Origin of the sequence: Mesorhizobium onobrychidis, from assembly GCF_024707545.1 — a bacterium.
GTDB classification, from domain to species: domain Bacteria; phylum Pseudomonadota; class Alphaproteobacteria; order Rhizobiales; family Rhizobiaceae; genus Mesorhizobium; species Mesorhizobium onobrychidis.
In genome coordinates this window covers 4,312,663-4,336,936 of the sequence record NZ_CP062229.1, presented here as the reverse complement: position 1 = coordinate 4,336,936, position 24,274 = coordinate 4,312,663, and the positions used below count along the sequence as shown (strand labels likewise).

Annotated in this window: 22 protein-coding genes and 4 pseudogenes; 13 read left to right on the top strand and 13 right to left on the bottom strand. The window is 60.9% G+C overall.

What is annotated here, in order from left to right; all coding sequences use genetic code 11:
* Nucleotides 1–40: 40 nt before the first annotated feature.
* Nucleotides 41–607, top strand: a complete 567-nt coding sequence (locus IHQ72_RS21505; RefSeq protein ID WP_258117091.1) for a DUF3299 domain-containing protein — start codon at nt 41–43, stop codon at nt 605–607.
* Between the two features lie 12 nt (nt 608–619).
* Here IHQ72_RS21505 and IHQ72_RS21500 read toward each other — a convergent pair whose 3' ends face one another.
* The 4 genes from IHQ72_RS21500 to IHQ72_RS21485 all read right to left on the bottom strand — a co-directional run bounded on the left by IHQ72_RS21500 (nt 620) and on the right by IHQ72_RS21485 (nt 3,249).
* Nucleotides 620–1,111, bottom strand: a complete 492-nt coding sequence (locus IHQ72_RS21500; protein WP_258117089.1) for an Lrp/AsnC family transcriptional regulator — start codon at nt 1,109–1,111, stop codon at nt 620–622.
* 120 nt (nt 1,112–1,231) lie between these two features.
* A complete protein-coding gene (locus tag IHQ72_RS21495; RefSeq protein ID WP_258117087.1) occupies nt 1,232–1,849 on the bottom strand; it encodes a uracil-DNA glycosylase family protein in 618 nt (205 codons plus the stop codon).
* A 16-nt stretch (nt 1,850–1,865) separates the two neighbouring features.
* On the bottom strand, nt 1,866–2,477 hold the full coding sequence (locus tag IHQ72_RS21490; RefSeq protein ID WP_258117086.1) for a glutathione S-transferase: 612 nt from the start codon (nt 2,475–2,477) through the stop codon (nt 1,866–1,868).
* Between the two features lie 148 nt (nt 2,478–2,625).
* Nucleotides 2,626–3,249, bottom strand: a complete 624-nt coding sequence (locus IHQ72_RS21485; RefSeq protein ID WP_258117085.1) for a thermonuclease family protein — start codon at nt 3,247–3,249, stop codon at nt 2,626–2,628.
* Between the two features lie 75 nt (nt 3,250–3,324).
* Here IHQ72_RS21485 and IHQ72_RS21480 point away from each other — a divergent pair, with 75 nt between their 5' ends.
* Nucleotides 3,325–4,845: a sensor histidine kinase gene (locus IHQ72_RS21480; protein WP_258117083.1), complete on the top strand. Its 1,521-nt coding sequence runs from the start codon at nt 3,325–3,327 to the stop codon at nt 4,843–4,845.
* A 4-nt stretch (nt 4,846–4,849) separates the two neighbouring features.
* Here the strand turns inward: IHQ72_RS21480 and IHQ72_RS21475 are convergent, their stop codons facing one another.
* Nucleotides 4,850–5,845, bottom strand: a complete 996-nt coding sequence (locus IHQ72_RS21475; RefSeq protein WP_258117081.1) for a nicotinate-nucleotide--dimethylbenzimidazole phosphoribosyltransferase — start codon at nt 5,843–5,845, stop codon at nt 4,850–4,852.
* Between the two features lie 160 nt (nt 5,846–6,005).
* Here IHQ72_RS21475 and IHQ72_RS21470 point away from each other — a divergent pair, with 160 nt between their 5' ends.
* Nucleotides 6,006–6,239, top strand: a complete 234-nt coding sequence (locus IHQ72_RS21470; RefSeq protein WP_258117080.1) for a DUF1289 domain-containing protein — start codon at nt 6,006–6,008, stop codon at nt 6,237–6,239.
* Nucleotides 6,240–6,246: 7 nt separating this feature from the next.
* Nucleotides 6,247–6,951, top strand: a complete 705-nt coding sequence (locus IHQ72_RS21465) for a TIGR02281 family clan AA aspartic protease (protein WP_258117079.1) — start codon at nt 6,247–6,249, stop codon at nt 6,949–6,951.
* Nucleotides 6,952–6,955: 4 nt separating this feature from the next.
* On the opposite strand, the gene dusA is transcribed toward IHQ72_RS21465, so the two are convergent.
* On the bottom strand, nt 6,956–7,936 hold the full coding sequence (gene dusA, locus IHQ72_RS21460; protein WP_258117078.1) for a tRNA dihydrouridine(20/20a) synthase DusA: 981 nt from the start codon (nt 7,934–7,936) through the stop codon (nt 6,956–6,958).
* Between the two features lie 117 nt (nt 7,937–8,053).
* Here dusA and IHQ72_RS21455 point away from each other — a divergent pair, with 117 nt between their 5' ends.
* Both IHQ72_RS21455 and IHQ72_RS21450 read left to right on the top strand, forming a co-directional pair.
* Nucleotides 8,054–8,326, top strand: coding sequence for a pyocin activator PrtN family protein (locus tag IHQ72_RS21455; RefSeq protein WP_258117077.1), 273 nt, complete (start codon nt 8,054–8,056; stop codon nt 8,324–8,326).
* 333 nt (nt 8,327–8,659) lie between these two features.
* Nucleotides 8,660–8,905 (top strand): annotated as a pseudogene (locus tag IHQ72_RS21450) (transposase); the annotation flags it as partial.
* A gap of 136 nt (nt 8,906–9,041) precedes the next feature.
* Here IHQ72_RS21450 and IHQ72_RS37135 read toward each other — a convergent pair.
* Nucleotides 9,042–9,304, bottom strand: a pseudogene (locus IHQ72_RS37135) (transposase); the annotation flags it as partial.
* A 464-nt stretch (nt 9,305–9,768) separates the two neighbouring features.
* On the opposite strand from IHQ72_RS37135, the gene IHQ72_RS21440 reads away from it, so the two are divergent.
* On the top strand, nt 9,769–11,325 hold the full coding sequence (locus IHQ72_RS21440) for an acetolactate synthase large subunit (protein WP_258117076.1): 1,557 nt from the start codon (nt 9,769–9,771) through the stop codon (nt 11,323–11,325).
* A 674-nt stretch (nt 11,326–11,999) separates the two neighbouring features.
* Here IHQ72_RS21440 and IHQ72_RS21435 read toward each other — a convergent pair.
* Complete coding sequence (locus IHQ72_RS21435; RefSeq protein ID WP_258117072.1) at nt 12,000–14,180, bottom strand: xanthine dehydrogenase family protein molybdopterin-binding subunit; 2,181 nt, start codon at nt 14,178–14,180, stop codon at nt 12,000–12,002.
* A gap of 2 nt (nt 14,181–14,182) precedes the next feature.
* Nucleotides 14,183–14,662 carry a (2Fe-2S)-binding protein gene (locus IHQ72_RS21430; RefSeq protein WP_258117071.1) on the bottom strand — a complete coding sequence of 160 codons (480 nt, stop codon included), beginning with the start codon at nt 14,660–14,662 and terminating at the stop codon, nt 14,183–14,185.
* 119 nt (nt 14,663–14,781) lie between these two features.
* Between IHQ72_RS21430 and IHQ72_RS21425 the strand changes: the two genes are divergently transcribed.
* The 5 genes and pseudogenes from IHQ72_RS21425 to IHQ72_RS21405 form a co-directional block, all read left to right on the top strand.
* Nucleotides 14,782–15,720: a LysR family transcriptional regulator gene (locus IHQ72_RS21425; RefSeq protein WP_258117070.1), complete on the top strand. Its 939-nt coding sequence runs from the start codon at nt 14,782–14,784 to the stop codon at nt 15,718–15,720.
* Between the two features lie 253 nt (nt 15,721–15,973).
* Nucleotides 15,974–16,692: pseudogene (locus IHQ72_RS21420) on the top strand (SDR family NAD(P)-dependent oxidoreductase).
* 62 nt (nt 16,693–16,754) lie between these two features.
* The gene (locus IHQ72_RS21415) at nt 16,755–17,129 is read left to right on the top strand and encodes a DUF1330 domain-containing protein (protein ID WP_258117069.1); all 375 of its coding nucleotides are present in this window, start codon (nt 16,755–16,757) and stop codon (nt 17,127–17,129) included.
* Nucleotides 17,130–17,282: 153 nt separating this feature from the next.
* Nucleotides 17,283–18,053, top strand: coding sequence for an SDR family NAD(P)-dependent oxidoreductase (locus IHQ72_RS21410; RefSeq protein WP_258117068.1), 771 nt, complete (start codon nt 17,283–17,285; stop codon nt 18,051–18,053).
* A 69-nt stretch (nt 18,054–18,122) separates the two neighbouring features.
* Nucleotides 18,123–18,389 (top strand): annotated as a pseudogene (locus IHQ72_RS21405) (FAD-dependent oxidoreductase); the annotation flags it as partial.
* 92 nt (nt 18,390–18,481) lie between these two features.
* On the opposite strand, the gene IHQ72_RS21400 reads toward IHQ72_RS21405, so the two are convergent.
* The 4 genes from IHQ72_RS21400 to IHQ72_RS21385 all read right to left on the bottom strand — a co-directional run bounded on the left by IHQ72_RS21400 (nt 18,482) and on the right by IHQ72_RS21385 (nt 23,047).
* Nucleotides 18,482–19,810, bottom strand: a complete 1,329-nt coding sequence (locus IHQ72_RS21400) for an aspartate aminotransferase family protein (protein WP_258123899.1) — start codon at nt 19,808–19,810, stop codon at nt 18,482–18,484.
* A gap of 86 nt (nt 19,811–19,896) precedes the next feature.
* Complete coding sequence (locus IHQ72_RS21395; protein ID WP_258117067.1) at nt 19,897–21,027, bottom strand: phosphotransferase enzyme family protein; 1,131 nt, start codon at nt 21,025–21,027, stop codon at nt 19,897–19,899.
* Between the two features lie 170 nt (nt 21,028–21,197).
* Nucleotides 21,198–21,866 (bottom strand): haloacid dehalogenase type II, encoded by a 669-nt coding sequence (locus tag IHQ72_RS21390; protein WP_258117066.1) that lies wholly within the window; start codon nt 21,864–21,866, stop codon nt 21,198–21,200.
* Between the two features lie 284 nt (nt 21,867–22,150).
* Nucleotides 22,151–23,047, bottom strand: coding sequence for a LysR family transcriptional regulator (locus IHQ72_RS21385; RefSeq protein ID WP_258117065.1), 897 nt, complete (start codon nt 23,045–23,047; stop codon nt 22,151–22,153).
* Nucleotides 23,048–23,122: 75 nt separating this feature from the next.
* Between IHQ72_RS21385 and IHQ72_RS21380 the strand changes: the two genes are divergently transcribed.
* Nucleotides 23,123–24,274 carry a four-carbon acid sugar kinase family protein gene (locus IHQ72_RS21380; RefSeq protein WP_258117063.1) on the top strand — a complete coding sequence of 384 codons (1,152 nt, stop codon included), beginning with the start codon at nt 23,123–23,125 and terminating at the stop codon, nt 24,272–24,274.

Below are 24,274 nucleotides of genomic sequence, written 5' to 3'. Positions count from 1 at the left end.
CTTACCCGATCCAGCCACGGACTGGCGAAGAATGAAGCCAATGAACAATCGTCTCAAATCAGGCGCGGCCTTAGCTGTGACACTGGGCCTTTCCATTGCCACCGCTTCCGCCGAAACCGCGCGCATATTCTGGAAGGACCTGCGCCCGGCGACCCAGCCCGCTGCCGAAAGTGTCGGATTGCCGATGGTCGCGGCAAAAATGCCTGACCGTGGCGAGACGCTGTCTCTCAATTTGCGAGACAAGACCGTCCAATTGGCGGGGTATGCGCTGCCGGTCGATCGCGACGGCGATCTCGTCTACCAGTTCCTGCTGGTACCTTGGACGGGTGCGTGCAGCCACATGCCGACGCCGCCGCCAAATCAGATCGTCCTCGTCACGCCCGCGCACCCCTACAGGATGTCGGAGGCCTACCAGCCGGTCTCCGTGACCGGCGCATTGGAGCCAGGCATGGAGAAGACACAGCTCTTCATCCTCGACGGCGCCAGCGTCATCCAATCGGGCTACGCGGTGCGCAAGGCGGCAGTGGCGGATGTCGACGTGGTGCCGGACACCATCACCCAGCCGGCAAACTCGCCGTGGCGTTTTCTCAACAAAAAGAAGAACTAATCAAAAAAATCCTCAAGCGGCGTGGGCGCCCGATTCCTTGTCCAGAACCATGTAGTCCAGCGGCATTTCGGTGGTGTACTTGATCTGCTCCATGGCAAACGACGACGAGACGTCGCGGATCTCTATCTTGGCGATCAGCCGCTTGTAGAAGGCGTCGTAAGCAGCGATATCGGGCACTACCACGCGCAGGAGATAGTCGACGTCACCGCTCATGCGGTAGAACTCGACCACTTCCGGAAATTCCTGGATGACCTCCGAAAAGCGCCGCAGCCACTCATGGCTGTGCGAATTCGTGCGGATCGACACGAATACAGTGACGCGCACATTGACCTTTTCATGATCGAGGATGGCGACGCGCCGCTTGATCACGCCTTCCTCCTCGAGCTTCTGGATGCGCCGCCAGCAGGGGGTGGTTGACAGTCCGACTTTCTTGGCGACATCGGCGACCGCAAGCGTCGCGTCCTCCTGCAAGAGGCGGAGGATTTTTCTGTCAAGGCGGTCCATTTCGGTGCTCCCACGGGGATAGACTAGGAATAGATTGGCTATAGTCCTTCTTATTTAGGCCATTCACAAGAAAGAAATTCTGCCAGATGGCGCAAAAGCGAGTGATTTCTTGCTTACGCTTCAGCCGAGGCGATAGCGGATTTCCGATCTCAGAAACGGCAGCAAATCCATTTCAAACCACGGATTGCGCTTCAACCAGCCGGTGTTGCGCCACGACGGATGCGGTAGCGGCAGCACTTTCGGGTTGCTGGGCGCATCCCAGATGGTGCTCCAATCCTTCACGGTTTCCGTCAGCGAGGGCCGGCGCGCGGCGCCCATGTGCCAGGATTGTGCATAGCTGCCGATCGTCAGCACCAGGTCGATGCGCGGCATCAGCGCCATCAGCGGCGCACGCCAGGCTGGTGCACATTCGCGGCGCGGCGGCAGATCGCCGCCCTTGGCATCCTGGCCGGGAAAGCAAAAGCCCATCGGCACGATGGCGAATTTTGTCGTGTCGTAGAATTCTTCGCTGCTGACGCCCAGCCAGTTCCGCAACCGATCGCCGGAGGCGTCGGTGAACGGCATGCCTGACATATGCACCTTGGTGCCCGGTGCCTGGCTGGCAATCAGGATGCGGGCGCTCGACGACGGCCTGAGCACCGGGCGCGGCTCGTGCGGCAACGGGCGGCCGATCGGGTTTTCGACGCAGATACGGCAGGCGCGTACCCTCGCCGCGAAGTTTTCCAGCTCTTCGCTCATTCTCGGGAACTCATTCTCAGGCGGCAGCGCTCGGCCGGCTGGAGATCGCCTGATGCCAGCGCAGCACGTTGGCACAGTCTTCCGGCACCTTGATACGCGCCGGCTTCATGAAGTCGATGGCAATCAGCCCGGTGATGTCGGCGATCGAATAGGCTTCGCCGGCGACGAATTCCCGGTTCGCCAACTCGTCGTCGAGGAGTTTCAGGAATCCGACGGCTTTCGGCTTGTTGGCCTCGCCCCATTCGGGGATTTGTGGAATCTCCCAATCCTTCATCGCCGGATGGATGTGCCGGAACGCGGCAGTGACGCAACTGAGCAAGTTGAGCTCCATGCGTCTTTGCCACATCTCGACCAGCGCTTTGCCGAGCGCGCCGCGGCCGAACAAAGCCGGTTCCGGATGCAGTTCCTCAAAATAGCGGCAGATGGCGACGGATTCGGTGATGACGGTGCCGTCGTCGAGTTCGAGCACCGGCAGGCGCTGCAGCGGGTTGCGCGAACTGACCGGCTGCTTTCTGTGCTCCAGCGCGCCCATGTCGACGGGCACCAGAGGAACCTCAAGCCCCTTTTCGGCAAGGAAGACGCGAACCCGCCGTGGATTGGGCGCCCGGCCGCCGTCGAAGAGTTTCATTCCATTCCTCCTATCGGATCGGCCCAAAACCGGAATCGATTTCCGGAAAGCATGATGCGAATCAAGAATCCCAGCGCATGCCTTGTGCGTCCTAATGGACGCACGTCGCTCTGATCAGGTCTGTTGCAACAAACTATAGGGTTGACCATCACCGGAAGCGAAAAATTTCTCGCAAGGCATCGCCAATCGAAGCCAAAGTGCCGTGCTTCCTTTCGGTCACTTCGTGATCGTGGCTCTCGCGCCAATCGTGCGGCTCGTCGAAAGTGCCGGCCCAGATGCCGGCCTTGCCGGAGCGGGCAGCGGCTTCTTCGGTTTCGAAATCGCCATAGGCAACTGCCCAGCCGGCCTCGACCTGGGCGCGGTTGAGATCCTTGCCGCCGGCGTTGCAGTCGCCGAGCAGCCGGCCGTAGCGATCGCGCTGCCAGCCGGTGCAGGAGACGGGTTTGCCTGATATCAGACGCACCAGCGACTGCCGCGCCAGCTTGCCGCAGGGATAGCCGGCGCCGCCCTTGCGGCAGACCTGCGAATATTCGGGCGCGTCAATGCCGCGCATACGGATGCGCTCGATACCGAGCGTGATCGTATCGCCGTCATTGACGACGGCGGCACCCTCCGTCTTGCGCGTCTCGATCCGGTCAAGGCGCGCCGCCAGAAGGATCAGCAGACCGAGGACGATGACCGTCAGTGCATAGTCCACCAGCCGGCGCCAAAGGCTTCGCGGCCGCGGCGTGACGTATCGCTGTCGCGGTCGCCGCGACCACGAACGGCTCATATGGCAAACCGTTGGTTAATCATTCGAACGTAGCTTAACAATTTGAAACCGCTGCCCGCATAAATTGAAGTCTCCATGCCCTTGCAACGCTCGACCACAGCGGACAAGTTTATTGTGGACCGCAGGAAACCCCATCGCAACAGCGATGTGGCGCGTGCGGTGCGCAAGACGCGCGACCGTCTTTCGCAGCAGGCCGGAAATCCTGATTTCGACCGCGAGCTTTTGAAACTCCACGCCCGTGCGATGATGGGCGGCGCGATCATCGTTCCGCTTCTCGTCCTGGCGGCCGCCGCCACGGGTCTGTTTGCTGGAGTGGGTAAGGAAATTGGCGTCTGGGCCCTTTTTACACTCATCTGCTACACGATCGTCGTGTTCATGGCGAGGCGCGTCGACCGAACGGAAGCCGCCGAACTCAACCCGCTGCAAACGCACGGTGATTTCCTGATAGGCCATTTCCTTTGCGGCCTGGGCTGGGCCTGGTTCGCCTGGCTCGGTTGCGATGCTTGCCAGGTCGACCAGTTTCAGTTGATCAAGGCGGTGGTGCTGCTGCTTGCCATGGCGGCGACCGCGATCACTGCGTCATCGCTGCGCGGTGCGTTGCTGGCGACCTTCGCCGTTCCTGTCGCGGCCTATGCCTATGCCGGCGCCAGGCAGTGGATGCCGGTCGAACTGATCATGGCCGGGCTGCTGATCGTCTCGCTGCCCTTCTTCGCCTATGTGGCGCGCCAGCTCAATCGCTCGTCCTTGATGTTGCTCTCGTTCCGCTCCGAAAAGGATGCGCTGATCGCCGAATTGGACACCGCGAAATCGATGTCGGACGAAGCGCGGCGGCGGGCGGAGGACGCCAATCTGGCAAAGTCGCGGTTTTTGGCCTCGATGAGCCACGAGTTGCGGACGCCGCTCAACGCCATTCTCGGTTTCTCCGAGGTGATGGCGAACGAGGTGCTCGGACCGATGAGCAATCCGACCTATCGCGACTACGCTCGCGACGTCCATGACTCTGGCCAGCACCTGCTCGACCTGATCAACGAAATCCTCGACCTGTCGCGCATCGAAGCGGGCCGCTACCAGCTCAACGAAGAGCCGATGATGCTGCTGTCCGTCGTCGAGGATTGCTGTCACATGATGGAGCTGAAGGCGCGCAACAAGGACATCCGGATCGTCCAGGATTTCGAAAACGCCTTGCCGCGCCTGTTCGCCGACGAACGCGCGGTGCGACAGATCGCGCTCAATCTTTTGTCGAACGCCATCAAGTTCACCGGAACTGGCGGCGAGATCCGCGTGCGGGTCGGCTGGACGGCGGGCGGCGGCCAATACCTCTCCGTCAAGGACAATGGGCCCGGCATACCGGAAGACGAGATTCCGGTCGTGCTGTCCGCTTTCGGCCAGGGCTCCATCGCTATCAAGAGCGCCGAACAAGGCACCGGGCTTGGACTGCCGATCGTCCAAAGCCTACTCGCCATGCATGGCGGCGAGTTCGAACTCCATTCCAAACTGCGCGAAGGCACCGAGGCGATCGCCATCTTCCCGTTGAGCCGGGTTATGGAGGAATTGCCGGCGCTGCCGACCAAAGCCGTTGCTGCGCGCCGGCGATAGACGCTTAGCGAACCGCCGCCGCCATGCCCGAGCTGGTGAGCGCAGCGGCTTTGACCAGGCCCGCGGCAAGTGCCGCCCCTGCCCCCTCGCCGTGGCTCACGCCGATATCAAGCAGCGGACGCAAGCCGAGCCGCTCGGCGGCCCGAGCATGCGCAGGCTCTGGCGACAGACTGGCAAGCAGGCAATGGTCGAGCGCGGCGGGGTTGACAGCATGCAGCGTCGCGGCGGCGGCAGTCGCAACTAGCCCATCGAGCAGGGCGGGAATCTTCTGCATCCGGGCGGCCAGGATGGCGCCGGCGATCGCCGCGAATTCACGGCCGCCAACCCGGCGCAACGCTTCCAGCGGGTCCCTGAGACCTGTGCCGTGGAAGGCTAGCGCGGCATCGACCACTTCCGCCTTGCGCGCCCGCATCGATGCATCGGCGCCCGATCCGGATCCGACCCAATCGGCGCCCTTGCCGCCAAACAGTACGGCAAACAAAGTCGCTGCAACGGTGGAATTGCCAACGCCGAGGTCGCCAAGGCAAAGCAGATCGGTGCCGCCGGCGATCGCCTCCATACCGAAGGCCATGGTGGCCGCGCAGCCGCGCTCGTCAAGTGCTGCGTCCGCGGTGATGTCGGCGGTCGGAATGTGCAGCGCTAGATCAAACACTTTCAGCCCGAGATCATTGGCGATGCAGATCTGGTTGACCGCCGCACCCCCGGCCGCGCAAAGCTCGACGGCGTTCGCCGTGGCAGCGACAGGCCGTGGCGAAATGCCGTGCCGAGCGACGCCATGATTGCCGGCGAAGATCGCCACCAGGGGCCGGTTCACCGCCGGCGGCGCACGGCCGCTCCAGGCAGCGAGCCACACGGCGATGTCCTCGATGCGGCCGAGCGAACCTTTGGGTTTGTCGGCCTTGGCAAACAGCGCACGGACGCGGGCTTCGGCCGCCGTGTCGGCCGGCGGCAGGCTCGCCAGAAGATTGCGAAAATCGTCGAAGGGCAGCGCGCTGGTCATGTCGGTGGTGATCGTTCCCAGAGTTGGTGAGCGGCATAGCCGCCTTGCTCAGCCGGCACAACTACCTGCATTGACGCGAAAGCGGTTGCCGGCGGCGCATTCCGGAGGGCTTGCATTGGCCTTGCCGTTACACCATGTGGAGGCGAGACAAGAGAACATTATGACGGCCATCGAATCCCCATGCATCCTGGTCTGTTCGATCGATATGAAAACCGGCTTCTGCTTCGGTTGCGGCCGCACACGCGAGGAAATCGGCGCCTGGATCGACATGACCCCTGAAACCCGCCGCAGCGTCATGGCCGAGCTGCCGGCCCGGCTGGAAACGGTTGAACGCAGACCGCGCCGGGAAACGCGCCGCACCCGCCTTGCGCGTGAACGCGACGCCCTCTCGTGAGCCATATATGAACCGATTTTTCTGGGTTTTGATGATCGTGATCGGGGCTGGCGTGGTCCTGCTCATGCTCAACGATTCCGCCGGCAGCACATTCGGCGTCGAGAATTACGATTTCAGCCGGCTGATCTGGCTCGGCGCATTGGTCGCACTCATCGGCGCCGGCCTGCTCAGATCAGGCAGACCCGTGGGCACGATGGCCCGCAACCTCGGCACCTGGACCGTCATCGTGCTCGCACTGATCGCCGGCTACCAGTACCGTTATGAATTGCAGGATTTCGCCAGCCGGGTAACTGCCGGCCTTGTTCCCGGCAGTCCGCTAGCATTGGGCCTCGAAGACGGCCATGCCACGGTGACCCTGGATAAGGCCGGCAATGGCCATTTCGAAGCGCGCATCATGGTCAACGGCACGCCGGTCCGGGCCGTGGTCGATACCGGCGCCACCAGCACCGTGCTAACCGCGCAGGACGCGCAAGCGGCCGGGTTCAATCCAGCCATTCTCAATTTCACCATACCGGTTTCCACCGCCAATGGCATGGCGCGCGCCGCCGCCGTGAGAACCGACGAAATGGCGATCGGCGGGATCGTACGCAAGGACATGCCGGTCATGATCGCCGCGCCCGGCATGCTCGGCCAGAGCCTGCTCGGCATGAATTTCATCGGCTCACTGTCCGGTTTCGACGTGCGCGGCGACCACATGATCTTGCGCGATTGAACAGTCAGGCCGCTTCGGCGTCCGTCCCGCCGAAATCGATTGCAGCGAAAGCCGCCTTCAGCACATCCGGTCCGGCGCCGGGCGTGGTCGCATCGGTCGAAAGGATCTGCCGGTAGCGGCGCGCACCGGGCAGGCCATGGAACAAGCCGACCATGTGACGGGTGACATGGCCAAGCCGCCCGCCTCGCTCGATATGGCGCGCCGCATAATCCGCCATCGCATCGATCAGCGCGGCAAAATCGAACGTGTTGGGTTTGCCGCCGTAAAACGCGGCGTCGACGCCTGCCAGAATGCCCGGCGTGTGATAGGCGGCGCGGCCAAGCATGGCACCATCGACATGATCAAGATGGTGAAGCGCTTCTTCAACGGACTGAATGCCGCCGTTGATACCAATGAATTTGTTTGGATTTTTGGCCTTCAGCCGATACACGCGACCATAGTCGAGCGGCGGGATGTCGCGGTTTTCCTTCGGGCTCAGCCCTTCCAGCCACGCCTTGCGGGCATGCACCCACAGCGCGTCGGCGCCGGCCGCGAAAACCCCGTCCGCCAGCGCATCGAGCGCCGGCTCAGGATCCTGCTCGTCGACGCCGATGCGGCATTTGACGGTGACGGGAATGCTGACAGAAGCCTTCATCGCCGCGACGCAATCGGCGACCAGAACTGGTGCTTTCATCAGGCAGGCGCCGAACGTACCCGACTGGACGCGGTCTGACGGGCAGCCGACATTGAGGTTGATCTCATCATAGCCGAAGGCCTCGCCGATGCGGGCCGCCTCGGCAAGCTTCTGCGGATCGGAGCCGCCGAGCTGCAACGCGACCGGATGTTCGGTACCATCGAAGCCGAGCAAGCGCTCGCGCGCGCCGTGGATGACCGCGTCGGCCACGACCATCTCGGTGTAGAGCAATGCCCGGCGCGTTAACTGGCGATGGAGGAACCGGCAATGCCGGTCCGTCCAATCCATCATCGGCGCAACGGCGAATTTCATATATTTTTCAATCATTTATCCACAGTTTTTAAACCACACTGAGATTGGACCGACTGACATTGCCGGCCTCTATGATATGTGACTCATTTCATTCTATTTTTCAAAGCGTAACCATCAATGTCACTCAACACCGCTTTTCTGCTCATGGCACAATACAATGGTAAGGCCATCATTCCGCTCGATGAGGTCCGTCGCGATTTCTTTTCGCACCTGACGCTCCCGAAATTTCTTCGCAAGCTCAGTTCAGGCGACATTGCCCTGCCGCTCATGCGAATAGAAACAAGTCAGAAATGTGCCAAGGGTGTCCATTTGCAGGATTTGGCAGACTACATTGATAGGCGCAGACAGGTGGCCCAGAGGGAGTTCTCCCAGATGAGCGGTTGGAACTGAGTGCAGCTGTAGCGCTCAGCATTGACTGTGACGACAAGAAATCATTTTGTGCTGATCAACACCACGACGTCTGAACGCCTTGCCGGGCGTCCATTCCTGGAGCGTTTTGGATATCACTCGACGGCTGCTTTGGCCCAATCCGGTCTTTCTCACAGCGTCTGTTGAACGGCAGCTTTGCGCCCATGCACGAACCCGCTTCGCGGGAGGGTGCGAGCGGCGCGGTCGCGTGATCATTTTAGGCTTTGGGTGGTGATGCACCTGATCTGACCATGGAGTTCCCTTCAACGAAAGGAACTTTCCATCGCTATCTTGTCGACCGATGCTCCGATCACGCGGCTCGCCTTCTTCGGATCGGCGGCGCACCTGGCCGACCGTCGGGCCTTCCTGCGTCATCTGAAGCCTGTTCGCAGCAAGCGCTGGGTGGTCTATGCCAAGCCGCCCTTCGCCGGACCCCAAGCGGTGCTCGCCTACCTGTCGCGCTACACTCACCGGGTCGCCATCTCGAACCGCCGCCTGATCGCCTTCGACGAGGCTGGAGTCACCTTCCGCTACAAGGACTATCGCCGCGATGGTGTCGAGCGCCAGCGCGCCATGACGCCAGTCGTCATGCACACCAATACCATCGGAATGACTGCGACAGGCTCTGCGGCATCGCCCGGAAGCCGCTTCCTCGACACGCCAACCGCACCCCATGCGGAAGGTCGCGACAGGTGTCCGGTGGCGCGCGCGGCTGCGTCCGCCGTTCGAACGTCTCGATGATGACCATGCGTCCGCCGCAGCAAGGGCAAGGCGGGCGGACGTCAGCCGGTTCTTCCGGAGTGTCGTATTCGGGCGGCGGAGCGACGTTCAGCAGTTCGCGCGCGAGTGCGAGGCTGGCTTGCGGGCGGAGCTGGCGAGCAGCCCATAGTGACGGATGCGGTGGAACCCACGCGGCAGGACATGGAGCAGGAAGCGGTGGATGAACTCGTCGGCGGCAAGCGCCACGGCACCGGCCACAGACCATCCGGTTGGCCGGTGCCGGCGTGGCACGGTCCTGCGTGCAATCGGTCTATGTCGGGTCATCGGGCGTTCTCCCGGTTCGTCGCCGTTGTGCTTCATCGACGGCATCAAATCGGGTTCTGCGATCCTCGCTGAACTCGGGAAGTTGTCTGCCTTCTGGCGCAAAGCTGTCTGTTGCCGTCCGCTTTTGAGGAATGGACGCGACCGTCGGAATGACTGCAATGCTGAAGGGTTTCGGGTGCCGTCAGGCGTACGAAAGTCTCTCATGCAGGAACCCGCGGCCCGCACGCAGTGAGCTATGGGGATTTGTGTTTCGGGGTGTGCCAGCGCTCGATTTCGCGGATCAGCAAAACTTATTCTGGACGATCCGCGAAGACATGCAAAGATGCCCGTGGTGAGATCATCGGGGGGCGCACGTGAGGGCAGACAGTCAAGCGGTTCGTATGAATGGGGCGGATGTCCTCGCTGAAGTGCTTTTGGCGAATGATGTGACTGTATGCTTCGCCAATCCGGGAACTTCTGAAATGCATTTCGTTGCTGCGCTGGATCGCAAGCCCGAATTGCGATGCGTGCTCGGTCTCAGCGAGGGCGTGGTCACCGGCGCTGCCGACGGCTACGCACGAATGACCGGTCGCCCCGCCGCAACCTTGCTTCACACAGGACCAGGGCTGGCCAATGGGCTGGCCAATTTGCACAACGCCCGCCGCGCTCGCACACCGATGATAAATATCGTGGGTGACCATGCTTCCTATCACCTTCCGCTCGACGCGCCATTGACCACGGACATCGAAGGACTGGCAGCGCCGATGTCGAATTGGGTGCGTCGCGTCAACGGTTCCCTGGATGTCGGCCCTACGGCTGAGGCGGTCTATCGTGCCTCGTTGTCGCCGCCAGGAGTTGCAACGATGATTCTGCCTGCCGATGCCGCGTGGGGAGAAGTTGCCACGCCTTCGCCTTCGCGAAAGATATCGATCGACGCACCTCGCGCGCCCGATCCTCAAACGGTGCGAGCGGTGGCAAGCGCCATCCGCGCCAATCCGGGGCGCGTCGCAATGGTTGTCGGCGGAACCGCTGCGCGCGCCGACGCTCTTACAATCGCAGGCCGGATCGCGATTGCGTGCGACGTTCGGCTCTTCAACGAAGTGTTGGTAGCCCACACTCAGCGTGGCCTCGGGCGAGTCGCTCCGGTGCGCATTCCTTATCCGATCGACTTGGCGCTCGAAGTCTTGAAGGACGTCGACCTGCTAGTTCTTGTCGGCGCGCCGGAACCGGTGGCGTTCTTCGCGTACCCCGGAAAGCCCGGCAGACTGGTTCGGGATGGTTGTACGGTCCTGACCTTGGCCAAGCACGGCGAGGATTTGAAGGGAGCGCTGGAAGCACTGCATGACGAGCTCGGCGTGAAGCGAACGCAGTCGCTGCAACTGATCACGCCAAATGGGAACGAAGGCTATCCAGTTGCACAACTGACCGACGATGCGGTTGCGGTTATTGTGGCGCACAAAATTCCCGAGAACGCCGTCATATGCGAGGAGGCGATTACCTCTGGCCGACGGTTCTTCGCGCTCTCCGCCTTTGCGGCTCCACATGACTTCATCTCGCCGACGGGAGGATCCATCGGTGACGGCATCCCTCTGGCAACTGGTGCTGCTATCGGGTGCCCGGATCGAAAGGTAATTAATCTCCAGGCCGACGGGAGCGCCATGTACACCGTGCAGGGGCTTTGGACGCAAGCCCGCGAGCATCTCGACGTGACGACGATCATCTTCTCGAATCGGACTTACGCCATCCTCCACGCCGAGATGCGTAACGTGGGGGTCGCCTCCATCGGGACAAATGCTCAACGAATGCTCGATCTCGATAATCCCCCAATCGATTGGGTCTCCCTTGCGCGCGGTTTGGGAGTCGAGGCAGCAGTTGCCACCACCTGCGAGACGTTCAGTACGCTGCTTGACGCGGCCTTGTCGCGCCATGGGCCGTTTCTAATCGAGGCCCGAGTTTGATGAATGTACCTCAATGGCCCGAGTCATTGCCTGTTCGTTCCGGTTCAGATGGTAAAATTCCAGTCCATTGCGGACCCGCGTGATGACCGCATACGGCACCCTTGGAGTCGGACGTGGCCAACGTCCGATTTGCGCCGCAAGGCGGTCATTGAAATTATCGCGTCCATCCCCAAAAGCGGACACCGTTGGTGCAGAGGCAACAGGCGGCTTTGCGCTACCATGAGCGGACATTCGGTTTGGATCCCGAGTACGCAAGTTGGGGCGCCTGATCGAACTGCGATGCAGCAGACCGATGGAAGCGTAGCCAAACTTACGATTAAGCCGCCGCACCGCCAAGCCTTTTGGCTACATTTCACTTCTCAATGCACACGTGGTACACACGAAAGGCAGCGACGACCAAGCCTTGCTTTGAGAATGAACTCCTACGAACGACCCTCGGAGGAGACCGCTGCTGAATCGCGAAAGGCGACTTCCACGCCCACCGACGTGGTCTGCGTTCTCATCCGCACGCATCAGCACCCGGTCCCGAAGCGCGTCCCACCAGAATCCCGACAATCGTCCTTGTTAGATTGTCGACAACCTGCTTGTGTTGCTTTCGGTCCCCTCTGGAGATGCCGAACGCCCTGCCCTGAGACCTTCAGAACCCTGCCATTCTGGAAAGACAGATCGATCGCTCACGCGGTAGTCACAACCGGAAGGCTGCGGATCCGTTTGCCCAGCAGCGCGGAGGCTGCATTGCCGATTGCCGCTCCTATTGCCGCAGTACCAAGCTCGCCAGTCCCGGTGGGTGGCTGATCATTGTCGACAAAAAAGACCTCGATCTTTGGCGCCTCGTCGATCCGCATGACCCGGTAGGTGTCGAAGTTGGTCTGTGCGACCTGTCCGCTCTCGATCTCGATCGCATCATAGAGTGCCGCGCTGGCCCCGAAGATGATGCCCCCCTCAATCTGAGCCTTGGCACCGGTCGGGTTGACTACTCTTCCGCAGTCGATTGCGCAGAAGACCCGGTCAAGTCGGATCTCGCCGTTGTCGTTGAGCGAGACTTCTGCCACTTGCGCTGCATGCGTACCGAACAGATGGATCACCGACACACCACGTGCCCGTCCTTTATCCAGGGGGGTGCCCCAGCCGGCCTTTTCAGCGACAAGGTTCAGGACTCCCAGAGCCCGGGGCGACTCTGTCAGCAGCTCTCTGCGGAAGGCAACCGGATCCTTGCCCGCTGCTTCGGCCATCTCGTCGATGAAGCCCTCGACGGGGAAGGAATTATGGGTCACCCCAACGCCCCGCCACCAGCCGGTCGTCAGGCCCGCTGCGGGTTCCGAACGGCTATACTCGGTAAGCACATTAGCGAATTTGTATTGCCCGGCAGCCCCGTCGACACTATCCGGATCCAAACCCTTATTGAACCAAGCCGGGGCCCAACGCGCCATGATGCTCGACCCAGCGACGCGATGCGAAAAGCCCGTCGGCGCCCCATCCGCATCAAGGCTCGCCGAAAGCTTGTCCACATAGGCGGGACGGAAATAGTCGTTCCGGAAGTCCTCTTCGCGAGTCCAGATGACCTTTACAGGGAAGGAAACTTGTTTGGCGATCCGTGCCGCCTGTACGACATAGTCGGTTTCCAGGCGGCGACCGAAGCCACCGCCCATAGGGAAGTTGTGGACTGTCACCTTTTCCACGGGAAGCCCCATGGCTTCGGCGACCGCCGCCTGCGCACGCGTTAGAACTTGCGAACCGACCCAGACCTCACAGCCGTTCTCGGAGTTCCAGATCGTGCAACTCATTGGCTCCATCGTGGCGTGGGCGAGCAGTGGCGATTGATAGCGAGCCTCCAAAGTCTTGGCTCCGGCGGACATAGCGGTGGCGACGTCGCCCTCGTTTGTTGCGACGACCGCGTCACCGGCGATCGCGTTGTCAAGGTCGCTCACGAGTTGGGCCGTCGAAAATGTTGCAGCGCCACCGCTCCATTGCGGGTTGAGAGCCTCAAGCCCCTTTCTAGCCGCGCCCGTGTGATCGGCAACCACCACCACGAGATCGTCGAAACGAATGACTTGGCGAACACCAGCGACGGCAAGTGCGGCCTTCTCGTCCATGCCGGCCAGTTTGCCGCCGATGACAGGCGAAGCCTGGGGTATCGCGATCTTCAGGCCCGGCATTGTGAAATCTATGCTGAACCGGGCTCGGCCGGTTGTCTTGTCGACAGAATCTAGCCGCTTCAGCGACTTTCCAATGATCTTGAAATCCTTGGGATCCTTCAGCGCGACCTTCTCCGGCATCGGCAGCGTAGCCGCCTTGGTCGTCAGATCCCCATAGGAAATGGTCCGCTGGGTCGCGTCGTGAATTACCGTTCCCTTTTCAGCCCGGCAGCTGGCCGCATCAACGCTCCACGTTTCTGCTGCCGCTGCAACGAGCATCGTGCGCGCCAAGGCGCCGGCCTGCCGGAAGGGCTCGTAGAAGGCTCCAACGGAGTTGGACCCGCCTGTATTCTGAAAACCCGTCATCGGATTGGCATAGAGGGCGTCATTGGGCGGCGCCTGTTCCACGATAATCTGAGCGGTTTCAACTTCCAGTTCTTCGGCAATCAGCATGGGTAGTGCCGTCTGAATGCCTTGCCCGATTTCGACCTGCGAAATGATCGCCGTCACCCGGCCGGTCTTGTCGATCCGGATGAAAGCACCAGGTGCGAAATCGGCCGCCGATTTGTCAGCGGCAGCAGCGCTGTCCGCACCGAACATCGGAGCATTGATGGAAATTAACAACCCGCTTCCGGCAGCAACGCCGGCGCGCAGGAATGAACGCCTAGTCAATTGCGTCTCAACGGGCAATGCGTTGGATGAACGATTCTCCTTATACATTTTCAGCCCCCCTGCTTCGCGTTGCCGTCGAGCTTCGCGGCGTACTTGATCGCTTCGCGAATGCGGACATAGGTGCCACAGCGACAGATGTTGCCCGACATGGCCTCGTCGATGTCGGCATCCGTCGGGTTGGATTTCTCGGACAGCAGAGCCGCCGCCGACATGATCTGCCCGGACTGGCAGTATCCGCACTGCACCACGTCGAGATCCTGCCAGGCCTTCTGAACCTTGAGGCCGCTCGGGGTATTGTGGATCGCCTCGATCGTCGTGACCGTGGAGCTGCCGACGCTGTCGACCGGAGTCTGGCAGGACCGGGCCGGTTCGCCATCGATGTGGACGGTGCAGGCGCCGCACTGCGCAATGCCGCATCCGTACTTGGTGCCGGTCATTCCCAGCACGTCGCGGATAACCCAGAGCAGCGGCGTATCGCCATCTACCTCGACGCTGCGCTGCTCGCCGTTGACGTTGAGATCGTATGCCATGAACTCGTCCTCGTCCGTTTGCCGATGCCGCAACGTGTGGTGTTGGAGAGCAAATAGCGGAGGACGGGCATGCTAATTAGCTGCTATAATTTGCATGAAGTTAGAAATGGGATTTATAAATGAGAAAGGGCGACTTCAGTGAATTCGCCGCGTTCATCGCGGTTGCCGAGGAGGGAAGCTTCACACGTGCGGCCGCGAAGCTCGGCCTTTCCCAGTCCGCTCTGAGCTATTCCGTCCGCATGCTGGAAGAACGGCTCGGACTGCGATTGATCGCGCGAACGACGCGCAGTTTGTCTTTGACGGATGCTGGAGAAAGGCTGCTTCATAGCCTGCGCCCGGCATTCGACCATATCGACAGCGAAGTCGCCGCGCTCACTGCACTTCGCGACAAGCCGGCCGGCACGATCCGCATCACGACCTTCCGGCATGCCGCCAGAATGGTGCTCTGGCCCGCGCTTGTGAAACTCCTGCCGGAGTATCCGGACATTGCGGTCGAGATCAGTGTTGATGAAGGCCTGACGGATATCGTCGCCGGAAGATTTGATGCCGGCGTTCGCCTGGGTGAGCAGGTACAGAAGGATATGATATCGGTTCGGGTCAGCCCGGATATCCGCATGGCGGTGGTCGGCTCCCCATCCTACTTTGCCAAGCGAAAAGTTCCGCAAACGCCGCGTGATCTGAGCGAGCACAACTGCGCAAACTACCGCCAGACCACCAGTGGCGGGCTCTATGCCTGGGAATTCGAGCGCGATGGCGTTGAGCTTGAGGTCCGGGTCAACGGGGCGCTCATCCTCAACGACAACGAAATGTTGGAAAACGCTGCTCTCGATGGACTGGGACTGGCCTACACGTTCGAAAGTCAGGTTTCCGAGCATGTGGCCAGCGGGCGTCTGATCCGGGTGCTGGAAGACTGGTGCCAGCCGATCTCCGGCTATCATCTTTACTACCCCAGCCGACGGCAGCATACGCCGGCCTTCCTCCTTCTCGTCGATGCACTCCGCTACAAGGGAAAGGCGCGGCCGAAGGTCATTCGTCGTCCGACGCCCTCGAGGGGATAGCAGCCGCTAACCCATCAATCATCCAGCGTTTCCACTTTGCGCTGTCAGACGCTTCCTCCGGCGCGGGGGCATTTATCAATGCCATTTCTAACTTCATGCAGATTATAGCTGCTATTCAGACCAAACCGGGCGCTCCATTTTCCTGCTCATCGAAGACAGGAGTTAGCCATGAACAAGGTTTGGCTCATCACCGGTGTGAGCAGCGGCATTGGCGCCGGGACCGCCAGAGCGGCCTTGAAGGGCTGGCGACAGCGTGGTCGCGACCGCCAGGAATCTCAACAAGGCCCGCAAGGCTCTCGACGACGTTGCCGGCGACAATCTGGCGCTCGTCCAGTTGGACGTGACGGGCAAGGCGCAGACAAAGTCCGTCATCGAGGAGGCGGTCGCGCGCTTCGGCCGCATCGACGTGGCTGTCAACAGCGCGGGCTACTGCCTGCTCGGCAATTTGAAGAGACGCCCCTCCCGGAGATCGAAGCCCAGTTCGCCACCAATTTCTACGGCGTCGTGCATGTCATGCGTGCGGTCCTTCCGGTGATGTGCAAGCAGCGCTCGGGCTACATCATCAACATCGGCGCTGCCGCCGGCGTTGTCGGCCTCAAGCACTGCGGCGCCTATTCCGCAACCAAGTTCGCGATTGAGGGCCTTGCGTTCTCTGTCGGGATCGAGGTCGAGCCGTTCGGCATCAAGATCACGACCGCCGAGCCCGGCGCCTTCCGCACCGATCTCCTGGACAGTCAGAACGTCCGCTACGTTCCGAAGAGCGGTATCGACGACTACGCCGACGAGGCAACATCGCAATCGTTTTGGTCGGCCTATCACGGGGCACAGCCTGGCGATGCTGGCCGGCTCGGCGCTGCTCTCCTCAAGATCGCCGCCATGGAAAACCCGCCCAAAACCTTTGTCGCCGGAACGGATGCGATCGGAATGATCATGCCCGGCATCGAGGAGCGTCTGAGCGACATGCCACGATGAGCTTTCCAGGTCGACGGACGGCTCGTTATGACCACCACACTCAAAAATCGAAGGAGACTAAAATGAAGAAGTTCATTGTTGGCGTTGCCGCAGCCGTCATCCTCGTCCTTGGCGCACCAGCCTATGCGCAGGATACTCAGGCACCGGGTTACATGATCGCGAACTACATGATCACCGATCAGGCGGTCTTCCAGAAATACATGGATGAGGCAGGCCCGCTTGCTCCGAAATACGGCGGCAAGATCATCGTCTTCAACCTGAACGCGGACGCGGTGGAAGGCGAGCCGAAGTCGGCCTTGGCCATCGCCGAGTTCCCGAGTGTGGCCGACGCCGAGCGGTTCTACAACTCGCCGGAATATACCGCCGCGAAGCAGTTCCGCATCGCCTCGACCGAAGGATCGGTCGTCATCACACAAGGATTCGTCCCGCCAGCGTGACAATTTCCAGGTCCATTCGGACAATGCAAGCCAATCGGATCGCCTTGCGCCATCGATCTTCCCGGCATTCGAAAACAGGAGCAAAACATGAGTAGGGTATGGTTTATCACGGGTGCGGGCAGTGGCATCGGCGCAGCAACAGCAAGGGCAGCCTTGAAGGCTGGCGAGCGCGTGGTGGCGACAGGTCGTAATCTCGACAAGGTCCGGAACGCTCTGAGCGACATCACCGGCGACAACCTCACCTTCGTTCAACTGGACGTCACGGATGAAACCCGGGTGAAGGCGGCGGTCGATGAAGCCGTCCAGATCTTCGGGCATATCGACGTCGTGGGTAATGTCGCAGGCTACAGCCTGCTCGGCAACTTCGAAGAGTTGACCACGGCCGAGATCGGCGGGCTGATGTCGACCAATTTCCTCGGTGTCATGCATGTCATGCGCGCCGTCCTTCCGGTCATGCGCAAGCAGAGGTCCGGCCGGATCATCAACATCACGTCGCTTGCGGGGATCATGGGTTTCAAGCACTGCAGCGCCTACAGCGCCGCCAAGTTCGCCGTCGAAGGCCTGTCGCAGTCAGTGGCTCAGGAGGTCGAACAATTCGGCATCAAGATCACGACCGTCGAACCGGGCTTCTTCCGGACAGACCTGCTGGACGCCAAAAATGCCAAGTATGGCAGCGGCACGATCGAGGACTACGCAGTTGAAGGCAGCGCCGAGGATATGTGGTCGGGTTATGACGGCAAGCAGCAGGGCGATCCCGCCAAGCTCGGCAATATCCTCGTGAAAATTGCCACCATGGAAAATCCGCCGAAGCAGTTTCTGGCGGGAAGTGATGCACTTGCTGCCTTCAAGCCAGCACTTGAAGCCCGGCTTGAGGAAGTAAACGCATATGAAGACCTATCAAGGTCGACGGACGGGTCTTTTTAGACTGGATCGACTATCGCTGCGCGCTGAGAAAATGCTCTGTCAGCCGGATAAGATCTTGATGTGAACGCCCCATGGGGCGGTCTCGTCGGCTGCACGCAAGACCGCTATCCGCGCGCCGGCACCGCCAATGGCCTGATCTACGGCATGGGCTATTCAGGACATGGCGCGCAGCTCTCGACGCTGATCGGAAGTGTGCTAGCGGACATTGCCATGGGCCGCACAGATACCAATCCAATCGGTGGCATGGACTGGAATGCCGTCCCGCTGCATACGGGCAAGCCGTGGTCCCTGCCAATGGTGGGCACCTATTATCGGCTGAAGGATATCCTTCCCTGATCCCGCCGAGAGGCCCCAAAGTGGCCGACCGACACCGCCAATCTCGGCACCCATTGAACCAGGACCTGGCCACCTGCTCGCAGGTATGCGGTCTAGCCTGCGACCTTGATGAGCGCCCGCTCCATGGCTGCAAGGAAGAGGTCGACATGCTCGGCCTGGCAAACGAGCGGCGGGCGCACTTTAAGCGAATCCTCGTTGGCCCCTGTCGTGCTGACAAGGACGCCGTCGTCCCGCATTGCGTCCACCACATCCAGCGCCATTGCCCGCCGGCTTGCCGCCGGGGTGCCCTCAGGCCCTATATCGACGCCAAAGAACAGACCGGCATTTCGGATGGCACGAACTCCGTAAGGCTGCTGCGCGATTTTCTCCAGCCCGGCTCGGAGGCGCTGGCTCATGGCAAGCGCTTTCTGGGGGATCTGGTCACGCTGCAGGATCGTCAGCACGGCGTCCGCGGTCGCTATGCCAACCGTATTTCCGGCGAATGTGTTCGAGTAGCGAGAGGTGGCACCAAATTGCTCCATCGGTGCTTTGCGACCAACGACAGCGCCAATTGGAAATCCGTTGCCCATCGGCTTGCCGAGGGTAACAAGATCCGGAACGATCCCGTGCCGCTCAAAGCCCCACATATGAGCGCCGGTTCGCCCGAAGCCCGGTTGAACTTCGTCGGCGATGACGAGACCACCTGCCTCCCGCACGGCCGCAACTCCACTGGCAATGAAACCAGGGGGATCGACCCATACGCCATCGCTGGAAAAAATACTGTCGATGAGCAGGGCCGCAACGCCGATGCCACGACGGTTCAAATCCACAATGGCCGAACGAATCTGTTTCTCGAAAAAGTCCGCAGCCTGGGCTTCCGGCACCCCTGCCGGCCCAGGTAGGGATACCATGCGCACGAATGGGCTGAGCTTGACCGCGTCGCCCAGGTTCGGGGAAACCGCGGCAGTAGCCGCACTGGTACCGTGATACGCGTAAGTCGAGACGATCACGCCTTCGTTGCCGCTCGCAAATCGCGCAATACGCAGGGCCAGATCGTTGGATTCACTCCCCGTGCAAGTAAAAACCACCCGGTCGAGCTCGCTTGGGAAAGTGTCGACCAGTCGCTCGGCATAGTCGATGAGTTTTGGCTCGAGATAGCGCGTGTTGGCGCTGATCCGGCCCGCCTGTTCAGCCATTGCGGCGTTTACTTCTGGGTGGCAATGGCCGAGCGACGGCACGTTATTGTAGAAATCAAGGTAGGCACGCCCGTCAGGATCGTAGAGCCACATGCCTTCGCCACGAACGAAGTGCACGGGCCGGCGGTACTGAAGCCGATAAGAGGCCCCAAGTACTTCGTCACGGCGAGCAATTAGCTCGGACTCGCGCCTGGGAAGGTCGGACTCGCCGGGCCTGTAGCGATTAGGCATGAGATCTGTGGACATGGTGCTGCTGCCTATTTGAAAGAGTACCTTGATCAATTCGCGGTTCGTCTTTTGGCTACCGTGCCGGTCGAGCGAACCGAAATGTGTTACGGCTGAAACGACGGCATTGCCGCCATGACTGCCTCCTCGCCCGATGCGGCACCAAGAGTCGCCAGGATGGAAAGTCCGTGCTCGGCACGCGCGACATTCTTTTTGATGTACTGGGCGTCGGCCGGAAAAAGGTGGGATCGCCAGTAGTTGACCAAGATCAATGCGCTTTGTCGCGCCCGCATCAGTCCGACGAGCAGTTTTGCTTCCAGCGCCGAAAGTGGAATGACAGAGGCATAGCCGGCGATAAGATGTTCAGCCCCGCCCAAAGGAAGGGTCGGATCCTTTACGACGTGACTTGCTGCGATCGCCAGATCCTGGATCCTGGGGCTCCAGCAGCCATCGCCGAAATCGATGAAGCTCATTCCCTGGCCTGTCACCATCATGTTGAACGGGCTGGGATCATTATGAGTTACCTGCCATGCCACATTCGAGATTTGTGGCTCAACCAACTCCACATACTCCGCCATCGCCACGCGTACACTATCGGCAATGGTCCCGGATGGCAGGTATTGCTGTAGTTCCGTCAACCGCGACCAGCAACCGACGTGCCAAAGAACGGGGCGGTGGACCGCGGGTACACTGACCAGCTCAAGAGCTAGGTCCAGCCGGGCGAGAGCACTGCCGGTTCGAAAAAGCAGGTCGGGAGTTGGCGTAGCCTGGTGCAGCGGGATGCCCTCAATCCGGGTCTGCAAGTACCCGCACACCCCCTCTTGCTCGAACATCAATGCGCCGTTGCTGGTGCGGAGCACTTCGGGTGCAACGAAGCCCGCGGCCCCTTGCAATCCGGCCATAGCGGCGGTTTGAAAACGAAAGCTGTCGACCGCCTCCGGTCTTGCCGACGTCTTCAGGATCAACCGGCGACCGTCCGACAGGTTGACCTCAACGGTGCGCTCAACCTCGGAGGACAATGTCGCGATCGATCCCGTCAATCCGTAGTGGCGCTTCAGTAGGGCCGCCGACATGTCCGGTTCGGAGGAGCCCGGCCGCATTGCCAGGATTGCGGCGGCAGCGCGAAAATAGGCTTCGGTTGAAGCTGCCGCGCAAGGCAGATGGGCGCATCCTGCCGTCATAGAGCCATTGAGCTGACCTGCTTCTTCATCGGGGACCAGATCACCATAAGCACCCAATTCGAAAGATCCTCGCCTGTTGGGGACGGTTGTTCTTCATGCTTCGACAGATGGCGCGCTCCAGCGATGACGCCCGCAGTTCTATTTCTCGCGGTATTTGAGACGGCGCCGCTGGCAGCTCTCGCAAAAATGGGCGCGGTGCCCTGCAAGGCCCCGGCAGGTCCTCGCCCTCAGAGTCCGAAAACGCCCGGTAGCTGCGTCACATCGCGGATTTCCGTGTACTCGTAGTAGGGGTTGGCAGGCTCATGGCCGCGATTAACCCAGATCTTGTTCTTGATCCCCAGATCATAGGCGGACATCAGGTCGTGGCGGAAAGACGAGGAAACGTGCGTTATGTCCTCGGGTCCGCATCCCAGCATGTCGAACATATACTCGAACGCCTTGAAGTGCGGCTTATAGGCACCGGCCTGTTCAGCGGTGTAGACGGCATGAAACGGCGCGCCGAGCTTTGCCACGTTCGACGGAATTTGGGCCATCATGGAGTTCGAAAGGATCACCAGCGGAATTTCTTTGGCCAGTTTAGCCAATCCCTCTGGTACGTCCGGATGCGGCCCCCAGGTCGGAATGCGGTTGTAGATCGTTTCGGCGTCTTCGGCTCGGAATGCGACGTTGTTGCGGCGGCAGGTGCGTTCCAGTGCGTTGTGAACGACATCTGCATAAGGCTTCCAGTCCTGCAGCACCTCATCGAGGCGGTAGCCTTGGAAGTTTCTGATGAATTCGTCCATGCGCGGTCCATCCAGAATATGACCGAACAGATCCTTAGCAGCTTCGGCCATTTGGAAATTGATTAGCGTGCCGTGGCAATCAAAAGTCACGTATTTCGGCCGGAAGCGATCCATGTCCTTGATTCCTGTCAATCTGCCCTATCAGCCGAGCATAATCGCAGGCGTTTGGCAGAATGTGCCGCAATGCATGGTCATTCAGCAGAAGGCCCTCCGGTCGACCGCAAAACCAGCACGCCCTTTCGCAGTGCTGTCCCTTTCGCCCCGCCTGAGCCGAAACCGACCTTTAGGGCGCTAGCCCTGTCTCCTGAGTCGAGCCGCCAACGGGGTGGATGCCCAGACCAAGCGGGTGCTGCGAGCAGCGACCGATACGGGCGCAAAGGCGACCTTATTTTCTTAGTTTAGGTGTTCTCAGGCACCTGCCGCTTGAACGATCTCTCGGACTCTGCGGTCAGCCAATCGCGCAATGCGGAGAGGCCGGTAGAAACAATGATCGACTTCGGATGGATCAGGCCGTAGTCGGTTCCGTCGCGTTCAAAGCCGAGTGGTGCTTCCAATCGCCCATTCGCGACGTCATCCGCTGCAATCGCTTGTGGTGCAAGAGCAACGCCAAGACCACCCAGGGCCGCTTCTGCCATCAGGAAATGATGATCCAGCAATCGGGTCGCTCGAGGACGCGGCGCATCAATGTGCTCGTCGAACCACGCTTCCCAAGCATTCGGTCGCGTCCGTGATCCGAGCGCCACATAGTCGCCACTCTCGAACCGCTTGCGCAGGGATGGTAGCATTACCGGACCGACACGCTCGGGCATCAGCCTGATGATGGTCCATTCCGGGTCCACCAGAAAATCGAGACGGCGGATCGCAAGCGTCACCCGGTCGCGCGCGAAGTCGAGCCCACCGCCGCCAGTCGACAGATGGACCTCGACATCCGGGTATCGATCTTGAAACCCAGACAGGCGCGGAATCAGCCAGCGCATCGCCAGCGAGCGCTCGCAGGATAGGATGATCGGAATGGGTGTCGAGTTGGATCTGATTTCTGCCAACGTATCAGTGATTAAGCTGAACGCCTTGCCGGTCGCCTCCGCCAGCTTCTCGCCGTCGGCGGTCAGACGCACTCCGCGTCCGTCCGCTTCGAGCAAGCGCAAGCCAAGATCAGCGGAGAGTTTGGAGACGCGACGGCTGACTGCACCATGCGTCAGCGCGAGTTCGAAAGCCGCAGCACGCACCGATCCTAGACGCGCCACTGTCTCGAAGGCACGCAGATCGTCCAGAGAAGGTACGTCAGATCGTTTCATTGGTGATCACATATCACCACTAATCGTCAGATCATATGGATAATCGATGCCGATCGTTCTGCTATTCTCACCAACATGAAGCGGAACACATCTCTCCTGGTCGGGATAATCGCCGACGATCTGACCAGCGCTGCCGACGGCGCGGCGGCCTTTCTCGCGAGAGGCTATGCACCTGTGATCAAGCGACAAGTCGACGGCACGGAAAACGGAGCCGTCGCTTCGATCGATACCAACAGCCGCGCCTCTGCCATGCGGCAGGCGACAAGGGCTACGGCCGACGCCGTGTCGGCCCTCTCGAATGCCCGCCTTCTCCTCAAAACGATCGATTCGACCCTGCGCGGCCATATCCGCGTGGAAGTCGCCGCCGCCTTTCGCGCAAGCGGCCGGAGCAGGCTTGTCATCGCGCCAGCCTTTCCCGAAGCGGGGCGGCTCACCGTCGGCGGGATCCAGACGGTGAACGGCATTCCCGTGAGTCAAAGCGTCTATGGCCGTGACCCGGTCCATCCCTCAGTCACATCGCGCATTGCCGATCTGATCGACCCGTCCCTGGGGATACCGATCATTCTCGCGGCAAACAGTTCCGGCGATGCGGCGACGAAAGGGTCCATTCTGATCCTCAACGCCGACAGCCAGGACGTACTGAACCGGCAAGTCGCCAGCGTCCCCGATCCTGAGACTGTTCTTTGGGTGGGCTCTCCTGGTCTCGCCATCGCGCTGGCATCGCTGGTCCTTGCCGTGCCGGATGGACGCCCGGTAACGGGCAAAGCCGTCGGGCGGGTGGTGATCGTCGCAGGAAGCGCCAATCCGGTGACGCGCGCCCAATGCGAGACCTTGCGGGTACAAGGCGTTCCCGTCGTCACCGACCTGGCCGACGCTCCCGGCGACGCCCGTGTGATTTGCCTTCGGGCACCACTGCAACGGCAGGAGAATGCCAGCGCGGTGACGACAAACCTGGCCGGACAAGCAGCCGCAGCGGTCGCCCGGCATGACTATGACGCGGTGATCGCCACCGGCGGCGAGACGATGGCGGCGATGCTCGACCGCCTCGGCATCAGCCGTTTCTGTCTCACCCGCGAGTTGGAGCCCGGCTTTCCGGTCGGCCACGCCGAACGGGCGGACGGAACGTCGCTCACCATCGCCATGAAGGCGGGAGGGTTCGGCTCACCTTCGACACTCCTTGATGCCGCCCGCGACCTGCTGGCAAAACGCTTTCACGAAAGGCTCTGA